Genomic DNA, 16924 nt, shown 5'->3' with positions numbered 1-16924 from the left:
CTGGGTGATCACGACACGAACCCCGGGATCCACTTGTCCGCGTTCGCCTCGTAGATTTCCCGCAGGATCATCGGCACGTCGTAGCGCTGCCGCCATCCCGGATAGTCGCGCTCGAACGCCGCGTTGGACCCGATCCACCAGCGGTGATCGCCGACCCGGTGATCTGGCAGGTACTCGGTCCGCATCTCCAGCCCGGTGATCGCCTCGGCCAGCGCGAACGCCTCCAGATGCGAGCTGTTCGACCGCCGGCCGCCGCCCAGGTTGTACACCGCAGCACATCGAGGAGCGCGAAAGAACGCCTCGAAAGCCGTCAGTACGTCGTGACTGTGAATAGAGTCACGAACCATCTTGCCCTTGTACCCGAAGATCTTGTAGACGCGTTGCTCCATGTTGCACCGCATCAAGTAAGCCAGATAACCGTGCAGCTCAGTGGCGGAATGCGCGGGTCCCGTCAAAGTTCCCCCGCGAAAAACCGCGGTCCGCATCCCGAAGTACCGCCCGTACTCCTGCACCATCACGTCCGCCGCCACCTTGGACGCTCCGAACACCGAGTGCAGAACCTGATCTATGGACATGTCCTCAGGGATGCCGCTCCAGTAGGGATGGCCCTCGACCAGCTCGAACCGCGTCCCCAGCTCCACGAACGGCAGCCGGTTCGGCCCGTCCCCGTAGACCTTGTTCGTCGAGCAGTGAATGAACGGCGCCTCTTCACAGTGATCCCGCACGTTCTGCAGCACGTTCAATGTCCCGACCGCGTTGACGTCGAAGTCGGTCAACGGATCCCGCACCGCCCAGTCATGCGACGGCTGCGCTGCGGTGTGGATCACAACGGAAATGTCGGACCCGAACTTCTTGAACACCGCCCCCAGCCCATCCCGATCGCGGATGTCCAGGTCAAAGTGCAGATAGGCAGACCCGAGCTCACGCCCCAGCCGCCGTACGTTCCATGCGGTCGAGGCCTCGCGCCCGAAGAACTGCGCCCGCATGTCGTTGTCCACCCCGACGACATCGAGTCCCAGCTCAGCGAAGTGCCGCACCGCCTCCGACCCAATGAGCCCTCCGGCCCCGGTTACCAGCGCCACACCCACCGAACACCCCAAAGTCCGCGACCCGCCGAGCCTTCTTCTTCCTGGCTTCAACGACCCACAAACCAACACGCAACCCCAAAAATCCACCTTTAACCGGCGCAGCCGTACCCACAAAGCCCTAAGTGGGGTGGGGGTGTGGGGTGGCGGTGCGAATCTTTATGGCCGACCACGACGCGCCGCAACAATCCGGACCGCGGGGTTTCCGGGGGCTCGGCCCCCGGAGCGGAATAACGAGCAGGGCCCCCGGTCCGCGCTTTCCGCGGACACAAGGGCCCTGAACTGTTCGTGGGGATGGGGGGAGTTGAACCCCCACGTCCTTTCGGACACACGGACCTGAACCGTGCGCGTCTGCCATTCCGCCACATCCCCGTGGCTGAGAACTACCCTAGGGCATCGACCCGAGGCCGTTGCTTCCGGGGTTCCCGGTCTCTCAAGATCGTTAGCAGCATCGATAACAACTCTGCTGCGTTGTTCTTGGGAGGTGCCCGGACAGACTAGGCTGTCCAAGGCTCGCGTCACGAATTTCCTGCTGCGAGCAGCTTTACGGCCGTGATGCGTGGGAAGAGTATCACGGTGCACGACGGTCGCTGTATGAAGACTGGACAACCAGCGGTCGTTTGCCACGCGAGCTGCGTGAGCGGCGGCCGGATACCATCATGTCCTCGGAACCCGAGGAGGAGCCGGTGAGCGTGCTGCAACGCTTCGAGAAGCGATTGGAAGGCCTGGTCGAAGGGGCCTTCGCAAAGGTCTTCAAGGGGGTCGTCCACCCCGTGGAGATCCTCAACGCCATGCAACGAGAGGCCGAGGCGCACAAGGCTATCCTGGCCGGCGGGCGCACTCTGGTCCCGAACCGCTACGTGATCGACCTCTCGCCCTACGACCACAGTCGTCTGGCGCCCTACGCCGCTGCACTGGCGCAGGAGCTGGCGCAGTCCCAGGCCGAGTTCATCGGTGAGCAGGCCTGGACCGTGTACGGCGACGTCATCGTCGAGATCGAGCGCGGCGACGGCCTGGACACCGGCATGTTCCGGGTCACGGCCGAGGTCTACACCGGTGGCGAGGTCGCCCCGATGCAGGGCGGCTACGACCAGGGCGCCGGCGGCTACGACCAGGGTGGCTACGGCCAGCAGGGTGGCTACGACCAGGGCGGTTACGACCAGGGTGGCTACGGCGGTGCTCCGCACGGTGGCGGTGCTCCGGGTGGGCGCAACATCCGCCTGGTCTCCGGCGACGGGCGCACCTACCCGCTGCAGATCGGTTCGACAGTCATCGGCCGTGGCGACCAGGCGAACCTTCGCCTGCCCGACGTCGGGATCTCCCGGCGGCACGCGCGCCTCGACTTCGACGGCAGCCAAGTGGTGCTGACCGATCTGGGATCGACCAACGGGACGATGGTCAACGGGCAGCGGGTTTCCGCGGTCGCGCTGAATCCCGGTGACATGGTTCAGCTCGGCACGACGACGCTGACCTTCCGCGTGGACGGTTAGGCGCCTTGCCAGAGCTTGTCCTCACTGTCGCCCGGATAGGTCTGATCGTCCTTCTGTGGATCTTCGTGTTCACTGTGGTCGGCGTGATCCGGCGAGATCTCTTCGCCGGCGCGCGGCCCAGCCGTCTGGTGGCCGCGCCACGGGGGGTGGGCGCTGCCTTCAACCAGGCGCGTCCCGCGGCGAAGGTCAAGCGTGGTCGCTCGGCCCGTCAGATGGTGGTCACCGCCGGTCAGTTGGCCGGCACCCGCATCACTCTCAGTGAGGCGCCGATCACTATCGGACGTGCCGAGGACTCCACGTTGGTCATCACGGATGATTACGCGTCCGCCCGGCATGCGCGACTGATGCCCCGAGACGGCCAATGGTTCCTTGAGGACATGGGCTCGACGAACGGGACATACCTAGATCGCGCTAAGGTCACTGGACCTACCCCCGTCCCCCTTGGCGTCCCGATCAAGATCGGGCGCACTTCTATCGAGTTACGGCCATGACTCTGACCCTGCGCTACGCGGCTCGCAGTGACCGCGGTCTGATTCGAGACGGCAACCAGGACTCCGTCTATGCCGGGCCGCGGCTTCTTGCCGTGGCCGATGGCATGGGCGGCATGGCCGCCGGGGACGTCGCCAGCAACATCGTGATCGGTGCGATGGCTCCGCTGGACGAGGATGTGCCCGGCAGCGCCCTGGTCGACGCTCTGCGGAACGCCGTCGAGACAGCCAATCAGCAACTTCGCGACACCGTCGACGCGAACCCGCAGATGGAGGGCATGGGCACCACGCTCACCGCCGCTCTCTTCTCGGGCAGCAAGTTCGGCATGGTGCACATCGGCGACTCCCGGGCGTACCTGCTCCGGGACGGTGAGTTCTCGCAGATCACGAAGGACGACACGTACGTCCAGATGCTTGTCGACGAGGGGCGGATCAGCCCCGAGGAGGCCGGCAGCCATCCCCAGCGCTCGTTGCTCACCCGCGCGCTTGACGGCCGGGACATCGATCCTGAGTACAGCGTGCGCCAGGTGCTGCCCGGCGACCGCTACCTGATCTGCTCGGACGGCCTCTCCGCCGTGGTCAGTGCGGACACGATCGCTGACACGCTCCGGGAGTACGTCGACCCGCAACAGTGCGTCGAGCGGCTCGTGCAGCTCGCGCTCCGCGGCGGTGGTCCCGACAACATCACTGTCGTGATCGCGGACGCCACGGACGGCGACATCGTGGAACTCGCCCCGATGGTCGGCGGCGCCGCCGCCGGTGACCGGGGCCTGGGCACGGTGACCGACACGTCCACGCCCGCGGCTCGCGCCTCCGCGCTGAACCCGCCCCGTGCGGCCCAGCCGGAGCCGGACACCCAGCCGGAGTCGGACAGGGCCTCGGAGGGACCGCGCCGGCACCCGGTGCGTACCGCCGTGCTCTCCGTCGCGCTGCTCGCGGTACTTGGCGGCGGCGTCTGGGGCGGTTGGCAGTACACGCAGTCGCAGTACTACGTGGGCGCCACCGACGACGGCAAGATCGCGGTCTTCCAGGGCGTGCCCGGGGAGATAGCCGGCTTCGCGCTCTCCAACGTGAAGGAGACGAGCGCGGCCGCCTCATTGGAGGATCTGACGGTCACCGCTCAGGAGCGGGTCAAGAAGGGGATCGTCGCAAACGATCGTACGGACGCGGAGCGCCGGCTCGACGAGCTGACCGCGGACACCCCCTCCAACCCGAACCTGAAGCCGGCCTGCCAGGTCGTGCCACCGGTCGAGCCGACACCGACACCGACGCCCACCGCGGCGCCCACCTCCCCGTCGGCCACACCGACTGCCTCCATCTCACCGGTCGCCGGTGTGACCGGCAGCCCGACCCCCGGTGCATCGACCCCGACCGCACCGGAGACCACGCCCGCCGCCGAGACGCCCGCCCCGCCGGTCGCCGATACGGCGACCTGTCGGCCGGCCGACTGAGCCCCGGCTCCACCGACCGCAGGGAAGAACTGTGACAGCGCCAGCAGCACCGGCACCGACGCCCGCCGCCACGGGCGAGATGCCGCGACTCAAGATCGACAGCACCAGGCGTCGCAACAGCGAGCTTGCGCTGCTGGCGCTGGCGCTGCTCCTGGTGCTGGCGTACTCGGCGACAGTCGAGGCGACGATGCTCGACACGATCACCCCGGACTTCTGGGTGCCGACAGCGGCGCTCGCCGGGGTGTTCCTGGCGTTGCACGTGGTGGCGCGGTTCCTCGCGCCGTTCGCGGACCCGGTTCTCATCCCGGCGGCAGCGCTGCTCAACGGCATGGGCGTCGGCTTCCTGCGGCGTCTCGACCTGGACGACGTCAACGGTGTGGCCGAGGCGGCGGACCGGGGCGCGTTCGCCGGCATCGGCGGGCGGCAGCTGGCCTGGACGCTGATCTCGGTGATCCTGGCCGCGGCGCTGCTGGTGCTGATCCGCGACCACCGGAACGTGTCGCGGTACTCGTACACGCTCGGCCTGGGCGCGATCATCCTGATCATGATCCCGGCCGTGCTGCCCGCGCAGTACTCCGAGGTCAACGGCGCGAAGCTGTGGATCCGGTTCGGCAGCGCGTTCGCCATCCAGCCCGGTGAGTTCGGGAAGCTGGCGCTTGTCGTGTTCTTCGCGTTCTACCTGGTGCGCAAGCGCGAGGTGCTGTCGCTGGCCAGCAGGCGGTTCCTGGGCATCGACTTCCCGCGCGGCCGCGATCTCGGGCCGGTCCTCGGGGTCTGGATGATGTCGCTGCTGCTCCTGGTCTTCGTGAAGGACCTGGGTACCGCGCTTCTCTACTTCGGCATGTTCGTGGTGACGCTCTACGTCGCCACCGAGCGGTCCAGCTGGCTGATCATCGGCCTGCTGCTCTTCTTCGGTGGCGTGTTCCTCGCGTACTACCTGGGTGAGCTGGTCGGCGGCCCGTTCGCGAACTTCTACGATCGCGCCACGGTCTGGCTGGACCCGTTCAGCGACATCGACGGCGACGGTTATCAACTGGTACAGGCGTTGTTCGCGTTCGGCACCGGAGGTCTCTTCGGCGCCGGGCCGGGCGGCGGAAGCCCAGGCGTCATTCCCGAGGTGCAGAACGACTTCATCTTCGCCGGCATGGGTGAGGAGATGGGTCTCTTCGGCCTGATCGCGCTCCTGATGCTCTACCTGCTCATCGTCGAACGCGGTCTGCGTGCCGCGCTCGACGTGCGGGACTCGTTCGGCAAGCTGGTCGCCGGTGGCCTGGCGTTCACCCTGGGTTTGCAGGTCTTCGTCATCATCGGTGGCATCACCGGCTTGATTCCGCTGACCGGCCAGACAACCCCGTTCCTCTCCTCCGGAGGCTCCTCCTTGATGGCCAACTGGATGCTGGTCGCGATGCTGCTCCGGATCTCGGACGCGGCACGCCGCCCGCTCGCCTCGGGTGGCGGTCTCGCGACGGCGCCCGGTGCCAAGCCCGCGCCGCAGCAACTGCACGGTGCCCCGACGGAGGTGATCCGCCCGTGAACGCGCCTCTGCGCAAGGCCAGCGTCGTCATCCTGGTCCTGTTCGGCCTGCTCTTCGCGAACCTCAACTGGGTGCAGGCCGCCAAGGGCGAGGAGTACCGCACCCACGAGCGGAACGCGGACCGGCTCCGCGACGTCGAGTACGACAAGCAGCGCGGCAACATCGAGGTCACGGCCGGCGGCACCAGCACGGAGGCGGTGGCGCTGAGCAAGGGCACCGACGGCCGGCTGCGCTACCAGCGGGAGTACCCGTTCGGTGACGTCTACGCGCACGTGGCCGGTTACAAGCCGGTCTACAACACGGCCAGCTCGGTCGAGCGCTTCGAGAACGACTACCTGTCCGGGCAGAGCGACGAGCTCTTCACGGACCGGGTGCGCGCGATGTTCACCGGCGAGGAGGCGGCCGGCGGCAATGTGCTGTTGTCCATCTCGAAGGCGGCTCAGGAGACGGCGTACAAGCAGCTCGCGGAGAACAAGCTCGGCGTCAAGGTGGGCGCCGCGGTGGCGATCGACCCGAACACCGGCGGCATCCAGGCGATGGTCTCGATGCCGAGCTTCGATCCCAACCCGCTGGCCAGCCACACGAGTAAAGAGGCGAGGGCGGCGTTCGACGCTCTGGACACCGACAAGGCGAAGCCGCTGCTGAACCGCGCGGTGGCGGACACCTGGCCGCCCGGCTCGGTCTTCAAGATCATTGACTCGGCCGCGGCGCTGGAGAGCGGCTCGACGCCGAAGACCATGCTCAAGGCCGGCCCGTCCTACGTCGCGCCCGGCACCACGCACGAGATCACGAACGCGTCCCGGGACGTCTGCCCGGAGGACCAGATCTCGCTGATCAACGCGCTCACCGTCTCCTGCAACACCAGCTTCTCCCGGCTCGGCGTCGACCTCGGCCGAGACGTGATCAAGAAGAAGGCGCAGGCGTTCGGCTTCGAGGACGAGGCGCTGACCTGCGGCAATCTGAAGAACGACAACGGACTCACGGTCGCGGCCAGCCATGTCGGCGACGTCGCGAACGCGGACGGCACCGAGGACAAGGCCGCGATGGCCCAGACCGCTATCGGGCAGAAGGACGTGCGGATGACGCCGCTGCAGGGCGCGATGATCGCGGCCGCGGTGGCGAACGACGGCGTCCAGATGCGGCCGTACCTGGTGGAGCGGCTGCTCGGCCCGGACCGCACCTCCACGCACTACACGGTCAACCCGGAGGAGCTGCGCCGCTCCGTCTCGAGCGACGTCGCCCGCGACCTGCGCGAGATGATGGAGAGCGTCGTCAACAACCGCTCCAAGTCGGCGCAGGTACCCGGCTACCAGGTCGGCGGCAAGACCGGCACCTCGCAGAACGGCATCACTGACAACCACGGCTGGTTCGTCGGCTACGCGATGAAGGACGGCAAGCCGATCTCCGCGGTCGCGGTCTTCCTCGAGGCGGCCGGTGACGGCGGCTCCGCCGAGGCCGCCCGCATCTCCGGTCAGATCCTCAAGGCCGTCACGGACGAGCGGGGCGGGAAGTAATGATCGCCCCCGGGACCATGCTCGGCGGTCGGTACCGCCTGGAAGACCGCATCGCCAGCGGCGGCATGGGTGACGTCTGGAAGGGCACCGACGAGGTGCTCGGCCGGACCGTCGCGGTCAAGATCCTGCTGCCGGCGCTTCTTGACGAGCACGGCTTCGCCGAGCGGTTCCGCGGTGAGGCGCGCACCATGGCCACGGTCAACCACCCGGGTGTCGTGGACATCTACGACTACGGCAGCGACAGCCAGGTCGCGTTCCTGGTCATGGAGTACGTGGAGGGCGACGCGCTCTCCCGCACGCTCGGCAAGGTCGGCCGGCTCACCCCGGCCCGGACCATGGCGCTCGTCGCCCAGGCCGCTGACGCGCTTCACGCGGCCCACCAGAAGGGCATCGTGCACCGCGACGTCAAGCCCGGCAACCTGCTGGTACGGCCGAACGGCACGCTTGTCCTCACCGACTTCGGCATCGCCCGGTCGGACATGGTGGGCTCGCTGACGGTGGCCGGCTCGGTGCTGGGCACCGCGGCGTACATCTCGCCCGAGCAGGCCTCCGGCGAGGTCGCCACCCCCGCCTCGGACGTCTACGCGCTCGGCGTGGTCGCCTACCAGTGCCTTTCCGGCCGCCGCCCGTTCGAGGGCGACAACCCGCTCGACATCGCGATGCGGCACGTCCGCGACGCGCCGCGCCCGCTGCCCTCGGACATCCCACCGCAGGTCCGGGCGATCGTCGAACGCGCGATGTCGAAGCAGCCGGCCGGTCGTTACCCGAGCGCCGCCGCGATGGCCGTGGTGGCGCGCCAGGCCGCGTCCTCGCTTGCCAACACGCCCCGCCCGGCGAATCGGCCGAGTTCCGGTCCGCCGATCACCGGCCGCGTCTCCGCGCCACCGGCGACCGGCATGGCGTCCCCGACCTCTCCGGCCGCGGTGGGCGCGGTCGGGCCCCCGCCCACGATGCAACCGCCGATCAGCGGGCAGCCGATGTCCGGCGGAGCGATGCCCCCGATCGGGGGACCGCACATCCGCGGCGCCGCCACGGTCCCGCCCCCGATCGGGGCGCCGCAGCAGCAGCCGCACTACGCGCCGATGTATCCGCCGCCGGCCGGTGGGTCGACCAGCCGGCAGGTGCTGATCGTGCTGGCGATCGTGCTCGGCCTTCTGGTCCTGCTCTGCGCGGGCGTCATCGCCTGGCTCGCCGGGCGCAACAACGTGTCGCTCGGCACACCTCCGGGTGTGACGAGCATCGTCAGCTACGCCGGAACTGACATTGTCCCGGCCACGTCGTACCGTCGGGATGAGCGAATTGACCCGGACAGGTTGATCGAGAATGATCGACCGGTCCCGCATGTGTTAAGCGACCATGCCGGCGACGAGCCGGCGCCGGGGACGAACGAGCTCCCCTCGACCGAAGGACGACAGACGAGATGACTGCGCAGGCCCGCCTGCTGGGTGGCAGGTATCAGGTCGGCGAGCTGCTCGGCTATGGCGGTATGGCCGAGGTGCACCAAGGCCGCGACCTCCGGCTCAGCCGGGACGTCGCGATCAAGATGCTCCGGACCGATCTCGCCCGTGACAACACGTTCCAGATGCGTTTCAGCAGGGAGGCGCAGAACGCCGCCGCTCTGAACCACCCCGCGATCGTCGCGGTCTACGACACGGGCGAGGAGATCGCCCCCACCGGCGAGAAGCTCCCCTTCATCGTCATGGAGTTCGTTCCCGGCCAGACGCTCAAGGAGGTGCTCACCGCCGAGGGCCGCTTCCAGCCCCGGCGCGCCTTCGAGATCATGGCCGACATCTGCGCCGCGCTGGAGTTCAGTCACCGGCACGGCATCATCCACCGGGACATCAAGCCCGGAAACGTGATGATGACCGGGACCGGCCAGATCAAGGTGATGGACTTCGGCATCGCCCGCGCGCTGGCCAGCGGCGCCTCCACCATGACGCAGACAAGCGCGGTCATCGGCACCGCGCAGTACCTCTCCCCGGAGCAGGCGCGCGGCGAGCCGGTCGACGCCCGGTCAGACGTCTACGCGGCCGGCTGTGTGCTGTTCGAGCTGGTCGTCGGGCACCCGCCGTTCATCGGTGACAGCCCGGTCAGTGTTGCGTACCAGCATGTGCGGGAAGAGCCGCCGACGCCGAGCGATCTCAACCCGGAGGCCGGCCCCGACCTGGACGCGATCGCGCTTAAGGCGTTGTCGAAGAACCCGGCCAACCGCTACCAGAGCGCCGGCGAGATGCGCGCGGACCTGCTGCGCGCCGCCGCCGGTCGCCCGGTGATGGCCACTCCGGTGTTGCGGGAGGACGAGACCCAGTACATGGGCCCGGCCTCGCACCAGACCGGGGCGACACGTGCGATCCCGCAGGGCGGTGGCTACCCGCCGCCGCCGCAGCGGAAGGAGTCCTCCGCCTGGGTCGTCGCCGGCCTGAGCGCGATCGCGGTGCTCATCGTGATCGGCCTGGTCGCCTGGATGGCGATGAACGGCGACAAAGAGGCCACGAGCACGGACGTGCAGGTCAGCGACGTCGTGAACATGACTCAGCAAGCGGCTGAGGACAAGCTCAAGACGGACGGCTTCGTCCCGGCGTTCGCGGATCCGCAAACGGACAGCTGCGACGTCGGCAAGGTGATCGCGCAGAAGCCCGGCCCGGAGACCAAGGCGCCGAAGGGCTCCGAGGTCGAGCTGACCGTGTGCCAGGAGCCGGACAAGGTGAACGTGCCGAACGTGACCGGCTCGAAGTACGAGGACGCCGCGGCGACCCTCGAGCAGATCGGCCTGAAGCCCGAGCGTTCCGACGTGGACAGCGCGGCCCCGAAGGGCCAGGTCGTCAAGGTCGAGCGTCAGGGTGAGTCCGTCGCCCGGAACACGCCGATCCAGGTCGAGGTCTCCCTCGGCAACCTGGCCAAGGTGCCGGGTGTGGTCGGCCAGCCGGCGATCGCGGCGAGGGCGGCGCTCGAGCAGGCCGGCTTCAAGGTGACCGAGGTGCCGGGCGATTCCATCCCCGCGGGCCAGGCTCCGGTCGTCACCGACCAGAACCCGAACGCGAACGAGACCCGCAAGCTGGGCAGCACCGTCCAGATCACGGTGCAGAAGAACGAGGAGCCGGATCCGGGCAACACCACGCCGAACCCGGGCGGCACCACGCCGGGCCCGGGCGGCGGCAACAACACGCCGAGTCCGACGCCGTCCGCCTCCGGCGGCGGCGGGTTGCTCGACTGACGTAGACGACGAACGAGGGCCGTGACCACTGAAGGTCACGGCCCTCGGCCGTTTGCTGACGATCGCCGGTCAGGCGGTCACGAACGCGCCACGGCGGCGAACCTCGGCCTCGGCCGCCAGCTCCGGCGCGCGGTCCAGCGCCGAGGTGAGGCCGCAGGACGCCAGCCAGTTCGCAAGCATGGTGTGGCCGCCCTCGGTCAGCACCGACTCGGGGTGGAACTGCACGCCCTCGACCGGCAGCGTCCGGTGTCGCATCGCCATGACCACGCCGGACTCGGTCCAGCCGGTCGCCTCGATCTCGTCCGGCAGCGTCTCCGGGACAACGGCAAGCGAGTGGTAGCGGGTCGCGGTGAACGGCTCCGGAAGCCCGGCCAGCACGCCGACGTTCTTGTGCGTGACAAGCGAGGTCTTGCCGTGCAGCAGCTCCGGCGCGTGGGTGACTGTCGCGCCGAACGCGGCGCCGATCGCCTGATGGCCGAGGCAGACACCGAAGATCGGGATCTCCCCGGCGTACGACCGGATCAGGTCCATCGTGATCCCGGCGCGCTCGGGCGTCCCCGGGCCGGGGGAGAGCAGCACCCCGGCGGCACCGGACCGGCCGGCCTCGTCCACGGTGATCTCGTCGTTGCGCCGGACCTCGCACTCGGCGCCCAGCTGGCCCAGGTACTGCACCAGGTTGAAGACGAACGAGTCGTAATTGTCGATCACGAGAATGCGCATCGTCAGCTCGCCGTCGGCTCGGGGTTGTTGGTCTCGGTGTCGTACGGGATGGCGTGTTCGTCCCCGCCGGGGATGGGCGTGCCGTCCCCGCCGACCGGGTCGTTCTGCGTCGACGTGCCGTAGTCGTCGCCGACCTGCACATCGTCGAAGGGCAGGATCGGCTCGGCCCACGGGAAGACCACGAACCAGAGCAGCGCCACGAGTACGCCGCTGATCAGCAACGCCCCGGAGATCTTGCCCGGCGTGCCGAACGGCAGTTTTCGCCACAACCATGCGTACATGCGCTACTCCAGCACCGAGGGCTTCTGGCCGGGCACCCGCGGCTCCTGGCTGGACAGCTCCGCGTGGATGATCAGCCGCTGGTAGTTGTCCATCTTCGGGTGGCAGGTGGTGAGCGTGAGCATCTTCTTGGTCGGCGTCGCGCCCGGGTAGTTCGGCACCGGCGCGACCACCTCGACCTGCGTCGGGCGGACCACGTGCTCCTGGGTGACCTGGTAGATGTACCAGGTGTCCTTGGTCTCGACCACGATCGGATCGCCCACGACCAGCTGGTCGAGCGCCCAGAACGTGGCCACGTTGCGGTGTCCGGCGATCGAGAAGTTGCCGACCTCGCCGGGCATCGCGCTGTTCGGGTAGTGGCCTGGCGCGTAGCGGATGTCCGCCGGCGTGACGCCCTGGTTGACCACCCACCGCTTGTCCAGCCGGGGGATGTAGAGGCGGCCTACCGGCCCGGCCGGCGCGGCCTCGGCGGAGACGGTGGGCGTCGGGCCGACCGTGGGCGCGTTGTCCCAGGCCTGGGAGAGCTCCTGGTCCAGATCGTCCTGGTGGGCGTCGACGACCGCGCTGGCGCCCCAGACCTCGTAGGCCGCGAAGAGAAGCACGATCAGGCCGAAGGTGATCATGACTTCGCCGGCGCCGCGGACGCCAAGCATGATCCGCGAGAAGATGGTGGGCCGGGTCAGCTCGGAGTAGACGCTCTTGTAGCCCTTGTCGGTCCGCTCGGCACGCAGCTGCACGACCTTGGCGCCCCGCGGGATCTTCGGCTTCTCCGCCTCCGCCTCCACCTCGGGGTCCGGCTTCCGCCGCCGTCCACCGGGTCCCGGGCTGATTATCATGCCCATCATCGCGGTGGCCTCCGCGGCCGGATGCGTGAGCGGACCGCTGTAGGCCGGGGCCGCGGGAGCTCCGGGAGCGGCGACAGGGCCGCCGGGTGCCGGGGCGGGCGGCCGCGCGGTGACCGGCGGAAGCAGGCTGGTGGCGGCATCCACGGCAGGTGCGGCAGCACGCGGCGGAACCGGGACGGTGTGCGGGGGAACCGGGGCCGCCGCACGCGGAGGTGCCGTCGTCGGGCGTGGCGGGGCCGCTGTGGCGCGCGCAGGGGCCGCTGTGGCGGGCGGAGGTGCAGCGGCCGGGTGCGGAGGTGCTACCGCCGCGCGCGGGGGAAGCAGGGACGGCGCGGTCGGCGACACGGCGCCCGTACCCCGTGGCGGCCCTGGAAAGCTTTGAAGATCTTCAGGGCTCTTGGGGTACGGGGAGGGCCGGCGGGTCGGCATCGCGGCCGGGTTCGGCGCGTTGCCGCCGTAGACGCGCGGAATTATCGCGGTCCCGTCCGCGGCGGGCGGCTCGGGCTCCTCCTGGCGGGCGGCCGGCGACGTATACGTGCTGGCCGCGTACGTCGCGGGCTGCGTGCGCCGCCGCGGAGGGGTTTCGCCGTTCATCGGGGTCACTCAGGGACCGTCGCCGTGCGCAGGGCGGTGGATCCGTCATACGCCGGCACGGTGGTGGTCCCTTCCACGGTCTCTCGGTAACCGAGTCCATAGTCGGCCACCGCCTGGCGGAAGGCCTGGACCCCGGACGAGGCGGCGAGGGATTGCCGCATCACTTCCGGATCACCGATCGCGATTATCTCGTAGGGCGGGGAGTAGACCCGCCCGTGCAGAAGAAGCGTGTTGCCCACACAGCGTACCGCGCTGGTGGAGATCACCCGTACTCCCATAATCGACATCGCCTCGGCCCCGCCGGACCAGAGCGCGTTCACCACGGCCTGCACGTCGCCCTGGTGGACGACCAGGTCATCATTCGTGGCGCCGACTGTCGAGCCGGTGCGCGGCGCGTCGTCGAGCACCACGCGCACGCCGGGCCCGCCCAGCGCCGTGAAGCCGGCCTGCTGCTGGTACCCGTCCGCGCGGGTGTTCTGCGCCTGGACCGAGCCGTCCGAGGAGCCCTGGGCGAGCGTCTTCGCCCGGATCTCGTCGCGGAGCGCGGCGGCCCGCTCCTCGACGGTCTCCACCCGGTCCCGCTCGTCCTCGATGAGCTGGGTCAGCTGGGGGCGGCGGTCCTCGCGGAGCGCGGTGCCGGCCGCCGTGGTGGCGCTTGTGGTGAACAACAGGCCCGCGGCCAGCGCGATCACGGGTGTGCCGATGGACCAGACGGTCGGTTTGCGGCCGCGCCGGCCGGGCCGCAGTGCCCCGGTCGCGCGCCCGAGCACCTGCCGCCACGACCTGACGTCGTCGGTGTACTCCACGCGTCTTTCGACCTTCCCGTCCCTGGACCGCCGAGCTGTCACAGTTTCTTTGCGGCCCGTCGATGCTTTAGCGCGCCGCCTTGACTACGCTAACGAACGAACAGTATTTCGCCACGGACCACCGCCGCTGCCAACCGGTCGCCTGGTCAGCAGGCGACCCGGCGCCACGATGGCAACCACAGGAGATTGCAGTGCCTAAGTCACAGGTCCGCAAGAAGAAGGTCTACACCCCGCCCGCCGACATCCGGCCGACGACGACCGGTGCGGCGGCTGGCAAGCCGAGCCCGGTGTGGGTGCCCGCGCTGGCCTGTACGTTGCTGATCGCAGGCATCGGCTGGCTGGTGCTCTACTACCTGTCCAGCCAGCAGTACCCGGTGGCGTCGTGGGGTTACTGGAACCTCGGCGTCGGCTTCGGCTCGATGGTCGCCTCCCTCATCGTCTTCACGCGCTGGCGTTGAGAAGCCGGTAGACACCCTCGGGCGGGGGCCGGGCGTGGTGGATCACACTGCGCGTCGGGCCTCCGCCTGCCTGTGTACAACCTAGGGTGATCCCCGTCGGCTGCGATGCTTCACGTTACGGCGAGCCTGTGTTACCCGTGGGTAACCGGGCGCGTAGGCTGCGGTGAGACTCGTGTCGCCGCCGTATCTCAGCCGTAGTTCCGGGAGGCCTTCGCATGGGCAGCGTCCAGATCGTGACGACGATCGTCGCCTTCGCCATCACGGCGGTCGCCGTCGTGCTTGCGGTACGCGCGGTCTGCCGGATTGTCCAGGTGATCCGGCTCGGGCAACCCGCGCCGGAACGGCTGGCCGATCCACTGTCGCGCACCGTGGTCATGTTGCGGGAGACCGCCGGCCACACCCGCATGTTCAAGTGGGGCCTGATCGGCGCCGCGCACTGGTTCGTGATGGTCGGCTTCATCGTGCTGTCACTGCTGGTGCTTGAGGCGTACTTCGAGGTCGTCACGCCCACCGGCGAACTGCCGATCATCGGTCACTGGGTGGTCTTCGGCTTCGCGACCGAGTGGATCGCGGTCTTCGGCATCGTCGGCATCGTCTATCTGATGGCCGTGCGCCTGGCGAATCGGCCGAGTCGCCCCGGCGGCCGCTCCCGTTTCACCGGCTCGTCGATGTGGCAGGGCTACTTCGTCGAGTGGATCGTGCTGCTGGTCCTGATCCTCGGGTTCCTGATCCGCGGTTTCAAGGTCGCCACCGATCACTTCGCCTACCCGGTCTGGGCCGCGCCGGTCAGCCACGCGATCGGCGCCGTGCTGCCGGACTGGGAGGCGGGCGCCAGCGTCGTTGCCATGGTCAAGATCATCGTGTCGATGACCTGGCTCATCGTGATCTCGCTCAACGTCACAATGGGCGTCGCCTGGCACCGGTTCCTGGCGTTCTTCAACATCTACTTCAAGCGGGAGCCCGCGAAGCCGGCCGGGTCCGGGCTGGGCGCGCTCAAGCCGATGATGAGCGAGGGCAAGCCGCTCGACTTCGAGGAGGCCGACCCGGAGAAGGACCAGTTCGGCGTCAACCAGGTCGAGCAGTTCACCTGGAAGGGCCTGCTCGACTTCTCCACCTGCACCGAGTGCGGCCGCTGCCAGTCGCAGTGCCCGGCGTGGAACACCGGCAAGCCGCTCTCGCCGAAGCTGATGATCCTGTCGCTCCGGGACCACGCCTACGCCAAGGCGCCCTACCTGCTGGCCGGCGGCGGCAAGGACCTGACGGGCGAGGAGAAGGCCACCGCGGCCCAGCTCGCGCACATGGACGTGCTTGCCGTGGCCGAGGGCAACCGCCCGCTGATCGGCACCGAGGCCGAGATGGGCATCATCGACCCGGACGTGCTCTGGTCCTGCACCACCTGCGGTGCCTGCGTGGAGCAGTGCCCGGTCGACATCGAGCACGTGGACCACATCGTCGACATGCGCCGCTACCAGGTGCTCATCGAGTCGAACTTCCCCTCCGAGGCCGGCGTGATGCTGCGCAACCTGGAGAACAAGGGCAACCCGTGGGGCTCGCCGCAGAACACCCGCGAGGACTGGACCAAGGGCCTGGACTTCGAGATCAAGCGGGCCGGCGGCGACGAGGACTTCGAGTACCTCTTCTGGGTCGGCTGCGCCGGCGCGTTCGAGGACAAGGCGAAGAAGACCACCCGCGCGGTCGCCACGCTGCTCAACGAGGCCGGCGTCGACTTCGCGATCCTCGGCGAGGGCGAGACCTGCACCGGCGACCCGGCCCGGCGGATCGGCAACGAGTTCATCTACCAGATGCTCGCCCAGCAGAACGTGGAGACGCTCAAGGAGGCGAACGTCAAGAAGATCGTCGCCACCTGCCCGCACTGCTTCAACACGCTCGGCAACGAGTACTCCGACCTCGGCCTGGAGGTCGAGGTCGTGCACCACACCGAGCTGCTCAGCCACCTGGTGGCGACCGGGAAGCTGACGCCGGTCAACCAGATCGACGGCGGCGTCACGTACCACGACCCGTGCTACCTGGGCCGGCACAACCGGGTCTTCTCGCCGCCGCGCGAGGTGCTGGGGTCCGCGGTCAAGGACGGCCTCACCGAGATGCCGCGCAACCAGGAACGCTCCTTCTGCTGCGGCGCCGGCGGTGCGCGCATGTGGATGGAGGAGAAGATCGGCAAGCGGATCAACATCGAGCGCACCGAGGAGGCGCTGGCCACCGACGCGAAGACGATCGCTGTCGGCTGCCCGTTCTGCTTCACGATGCTCGGCGACGGTGTGAACGCGAAGGGTAAGCACGAGGACGTCGAGGTCGTGGACGTCGCGACGGTGCTGCTGCGGTCGATCACCACGACGCCCGAGGCGGGCAACGTACCCTCTGCGTGAGATTTTGAGCTTTTGATGCTTTACCGCGGCACCCGAGGCAGACAAGGATCTACCTCAGGTGC

14 protein-coding genes and 1 tRNA gene are annotated in these 16924 nt (G+C 68.8%); 9 read left to right on the top strand and 6 right to left on the bottom strand.

The window, feature by feature from the left end; genetic code table 11:
- Positions 1–8 precede the first annotated feature (8 nt).
- On the bottom strand, positions 9–1088 hold the full coding sequence (locus ACIA8K_RS14955) for an NAD-dependent epimerase/dehydratase family protein (protein ID WP_396058920.1): 1080 nt from the start codon (positions 1086–1088) through the stop codon (positions 9–11).
- A 286-nt stretch (positions 1089–1374) separates the two neighbouring features.
- Positions 1375–1457 (bottom strand) — tRNA-Leu (locus ACIA8K_RS14950).
- Between the two features lie 287 nt (positions 1458–1744).
- Here ACIA8K_RS14950 and ACIA8K_RS14945 point away from each other — a divergent pair.
- The 7 genes from ACIA8K_RS14945 to pknB all read left to right on the top strand — a co-directional run bounded on the left by ACIA8K_RS14945 (position 1745) and on the right by pknB (position 10776).
- Positions 1745–2575: an FhaA domain-containing protein gene (locus ACIA8K_RS14945; protein WP_396059246.1), complete on the top strand. Its 831-nt coding sequence runs from the start codon at positions 1745–1747 to the stop codon at positions 2573–2575.
- A 5-nt stretch (positions 2576–2580) separates the two neighbouring features.
- Positions 2581–3066, top strand: coding sequence for an FHA domain-containing protein (locus ACIA8K_RS14940; protein WP_396058918.1), 486 nt, complete (start codon positions 2581–2583; stop codon positions 3064–3066).
- Positions 3063–4514, top strand: a complete 1452-nt coding sequence (locus ACIA8K_RS14935) for a PP2C family protein-serine/threonine phosphatase (RefSeq protein WP_396058916.1) — start codon at positions 3063–3065, stop codon at positions 4512–4514. The genes ACIA8K_RS14940 and ACIA8K_RS14935 overlap by 4 nt, the downstream gene beginning before the upstream one ends.
- Positions 4515–4593: 79 nt before the next feature.
- The gene (locus ACIA8K_RS14930; protein ID WP_396059244.1) at positions 4594–6048 is read left to right on the top strand and encodes an FtsW/RodA/SpoVE family cell cycle protein; all 1455 of its coding nucleotides are present in this window, start codon (positions 4594–4596) and stop codon (positions 6046–6048) included.
- A complete protein-coding gene (locus tag ACIA8K_RS14925; protein ID WP_396058914.1) occupies positions 6045–7562 on the top strand; it encodes a peptidoglycan D,D-transpeptidase FtsI family protein in 1518 nt (505 codons plus the stop codon). Before ACIA8K_RS14930 ends, ACIA8K_RS14925 begins: the two co-directional genes overlap by 4 nt.
- Positions 7562–8986, top strand: coding sequence for a protein kinase (locus ACIA8K_RS14920; RefSeq protein WP_396058912.1), 1425 nt, complete (start codon positions 7562–7564; stop codon positions 8984–8986). Before ACIA8K_RS14925 ends, ACIA8K_RS14920 begins: the two co-directional genes overlap by 1 nt.
- Positions 8983–10776, top strand: a complete 1794-nt coding sequence (gene pknB, locus ACIA8K_RS14915; RefSeq protein WP_396058910.1) for a Stk1 family PASTA domain-containing Ser/Thr kinase — start codon at positions 8983–8985, stop codon at positions 10774–10776. Before ACIA8K_RS14920 ends, pknB begins: the two co-directional genes overlap by 4 nt.
- Positions 10777–10845: 69 nt before the next feature.
- Here pknB and ACIA8K_RS14910 read toward each other — a convergent pair whose 3' ends face one another.
- From ACIA8K_RS14910 to ACIA8K_RS14895, 4 genes are all read right to left on the bottom strand, one after another.
- Entirely contained in the window at positions 10846–11496 is a 651-nt protein-coding gene (locus tag ACIA8K_RS14910; RefSeq protein WP_396058908.1) for an aminodeoxychorismate/anthranilate synthase component II, read from the bottom strand.
- Positions 11497–11498: 2 nt separating this feature from the next.
- A complete protein-coding gene (locus ACIA8K_RS14905; RefSeq protein WP_396058906.1) occupies positions 11499–11777 on the bottom strand; it encodes a hypothetical protein in 279 nt (92 codons plus the stop codon).
- Between the two features lie 3 nt (positions 11778–11780).
- Positions 11781–12764 carry a class E sortase gene (locus tag ACIA8K_RS14900; RefSeq protein ID WP_396058904.1) on the bottom strand — a complete coding sequence of 328 codons (984 nt, stop codon included), beginning with the start codon at positions 12762–12764 and terminating at the stop codon, positions 11781–11783.
- A 455-nt stretch (positions 12765–13219) separates the two neighbouring features.
- Complete coding sequence (locus tag ACIA8K_RS14895) at positions 13220–14020, bottom strand: DUF881 domain-containing protein (protein WP_396058902.1); 801 nt, start codon at positions 14018–14020, stop codon at positions 13220–13222.
- A 191-nt stretch (positions 14021–14211) separates the two neighbouring features.
- Between ACIA8K_RS14895 and ACIA8K_RS14890 the strand changes: the two genes are divergently transcribed.
- Both ACIA8K_RS14890 and ACIA8K_RS14885 read left to right on the top strand, forming a co-directional pair.
- Positions 14212–14478: a cell division protein CrgA gene (locus tag ACIA8K_RS14890; protein WP_396058900.1), complete on the top strand. Its 267-nt coding sequence runs from the start codon at positions 14212–14214 to the stop codon at positions 14476–14478.
- A 215-nt stretch (positions 14479–14693) separates the two neighbouring features.
- Complete coding sequence (locus ACIA8K_RS14885) at positions 14694–16862, top strand: (Fe-S)-binding protein (RefSeq protein ID WP_396058898.1); 2169 nt, start codon at positions 14694–14696, stop codon at positions 16860–16862.
- Positions 16863–16924 lie beyond the last annotated feature (62 nt).

It is taken from the genome of Catenuloplanes sp. NPDC051500, assembly GCF_044454585.1.
Classification (GTDB): Bacteria; Actinomycetota; Actinomycetes; order Mycobacteriales; family Micromonosporaceae; genus Catenuloplanes.
This window is presented reverse-complemented; position numbering and strand designations above follow the sequence as displayed.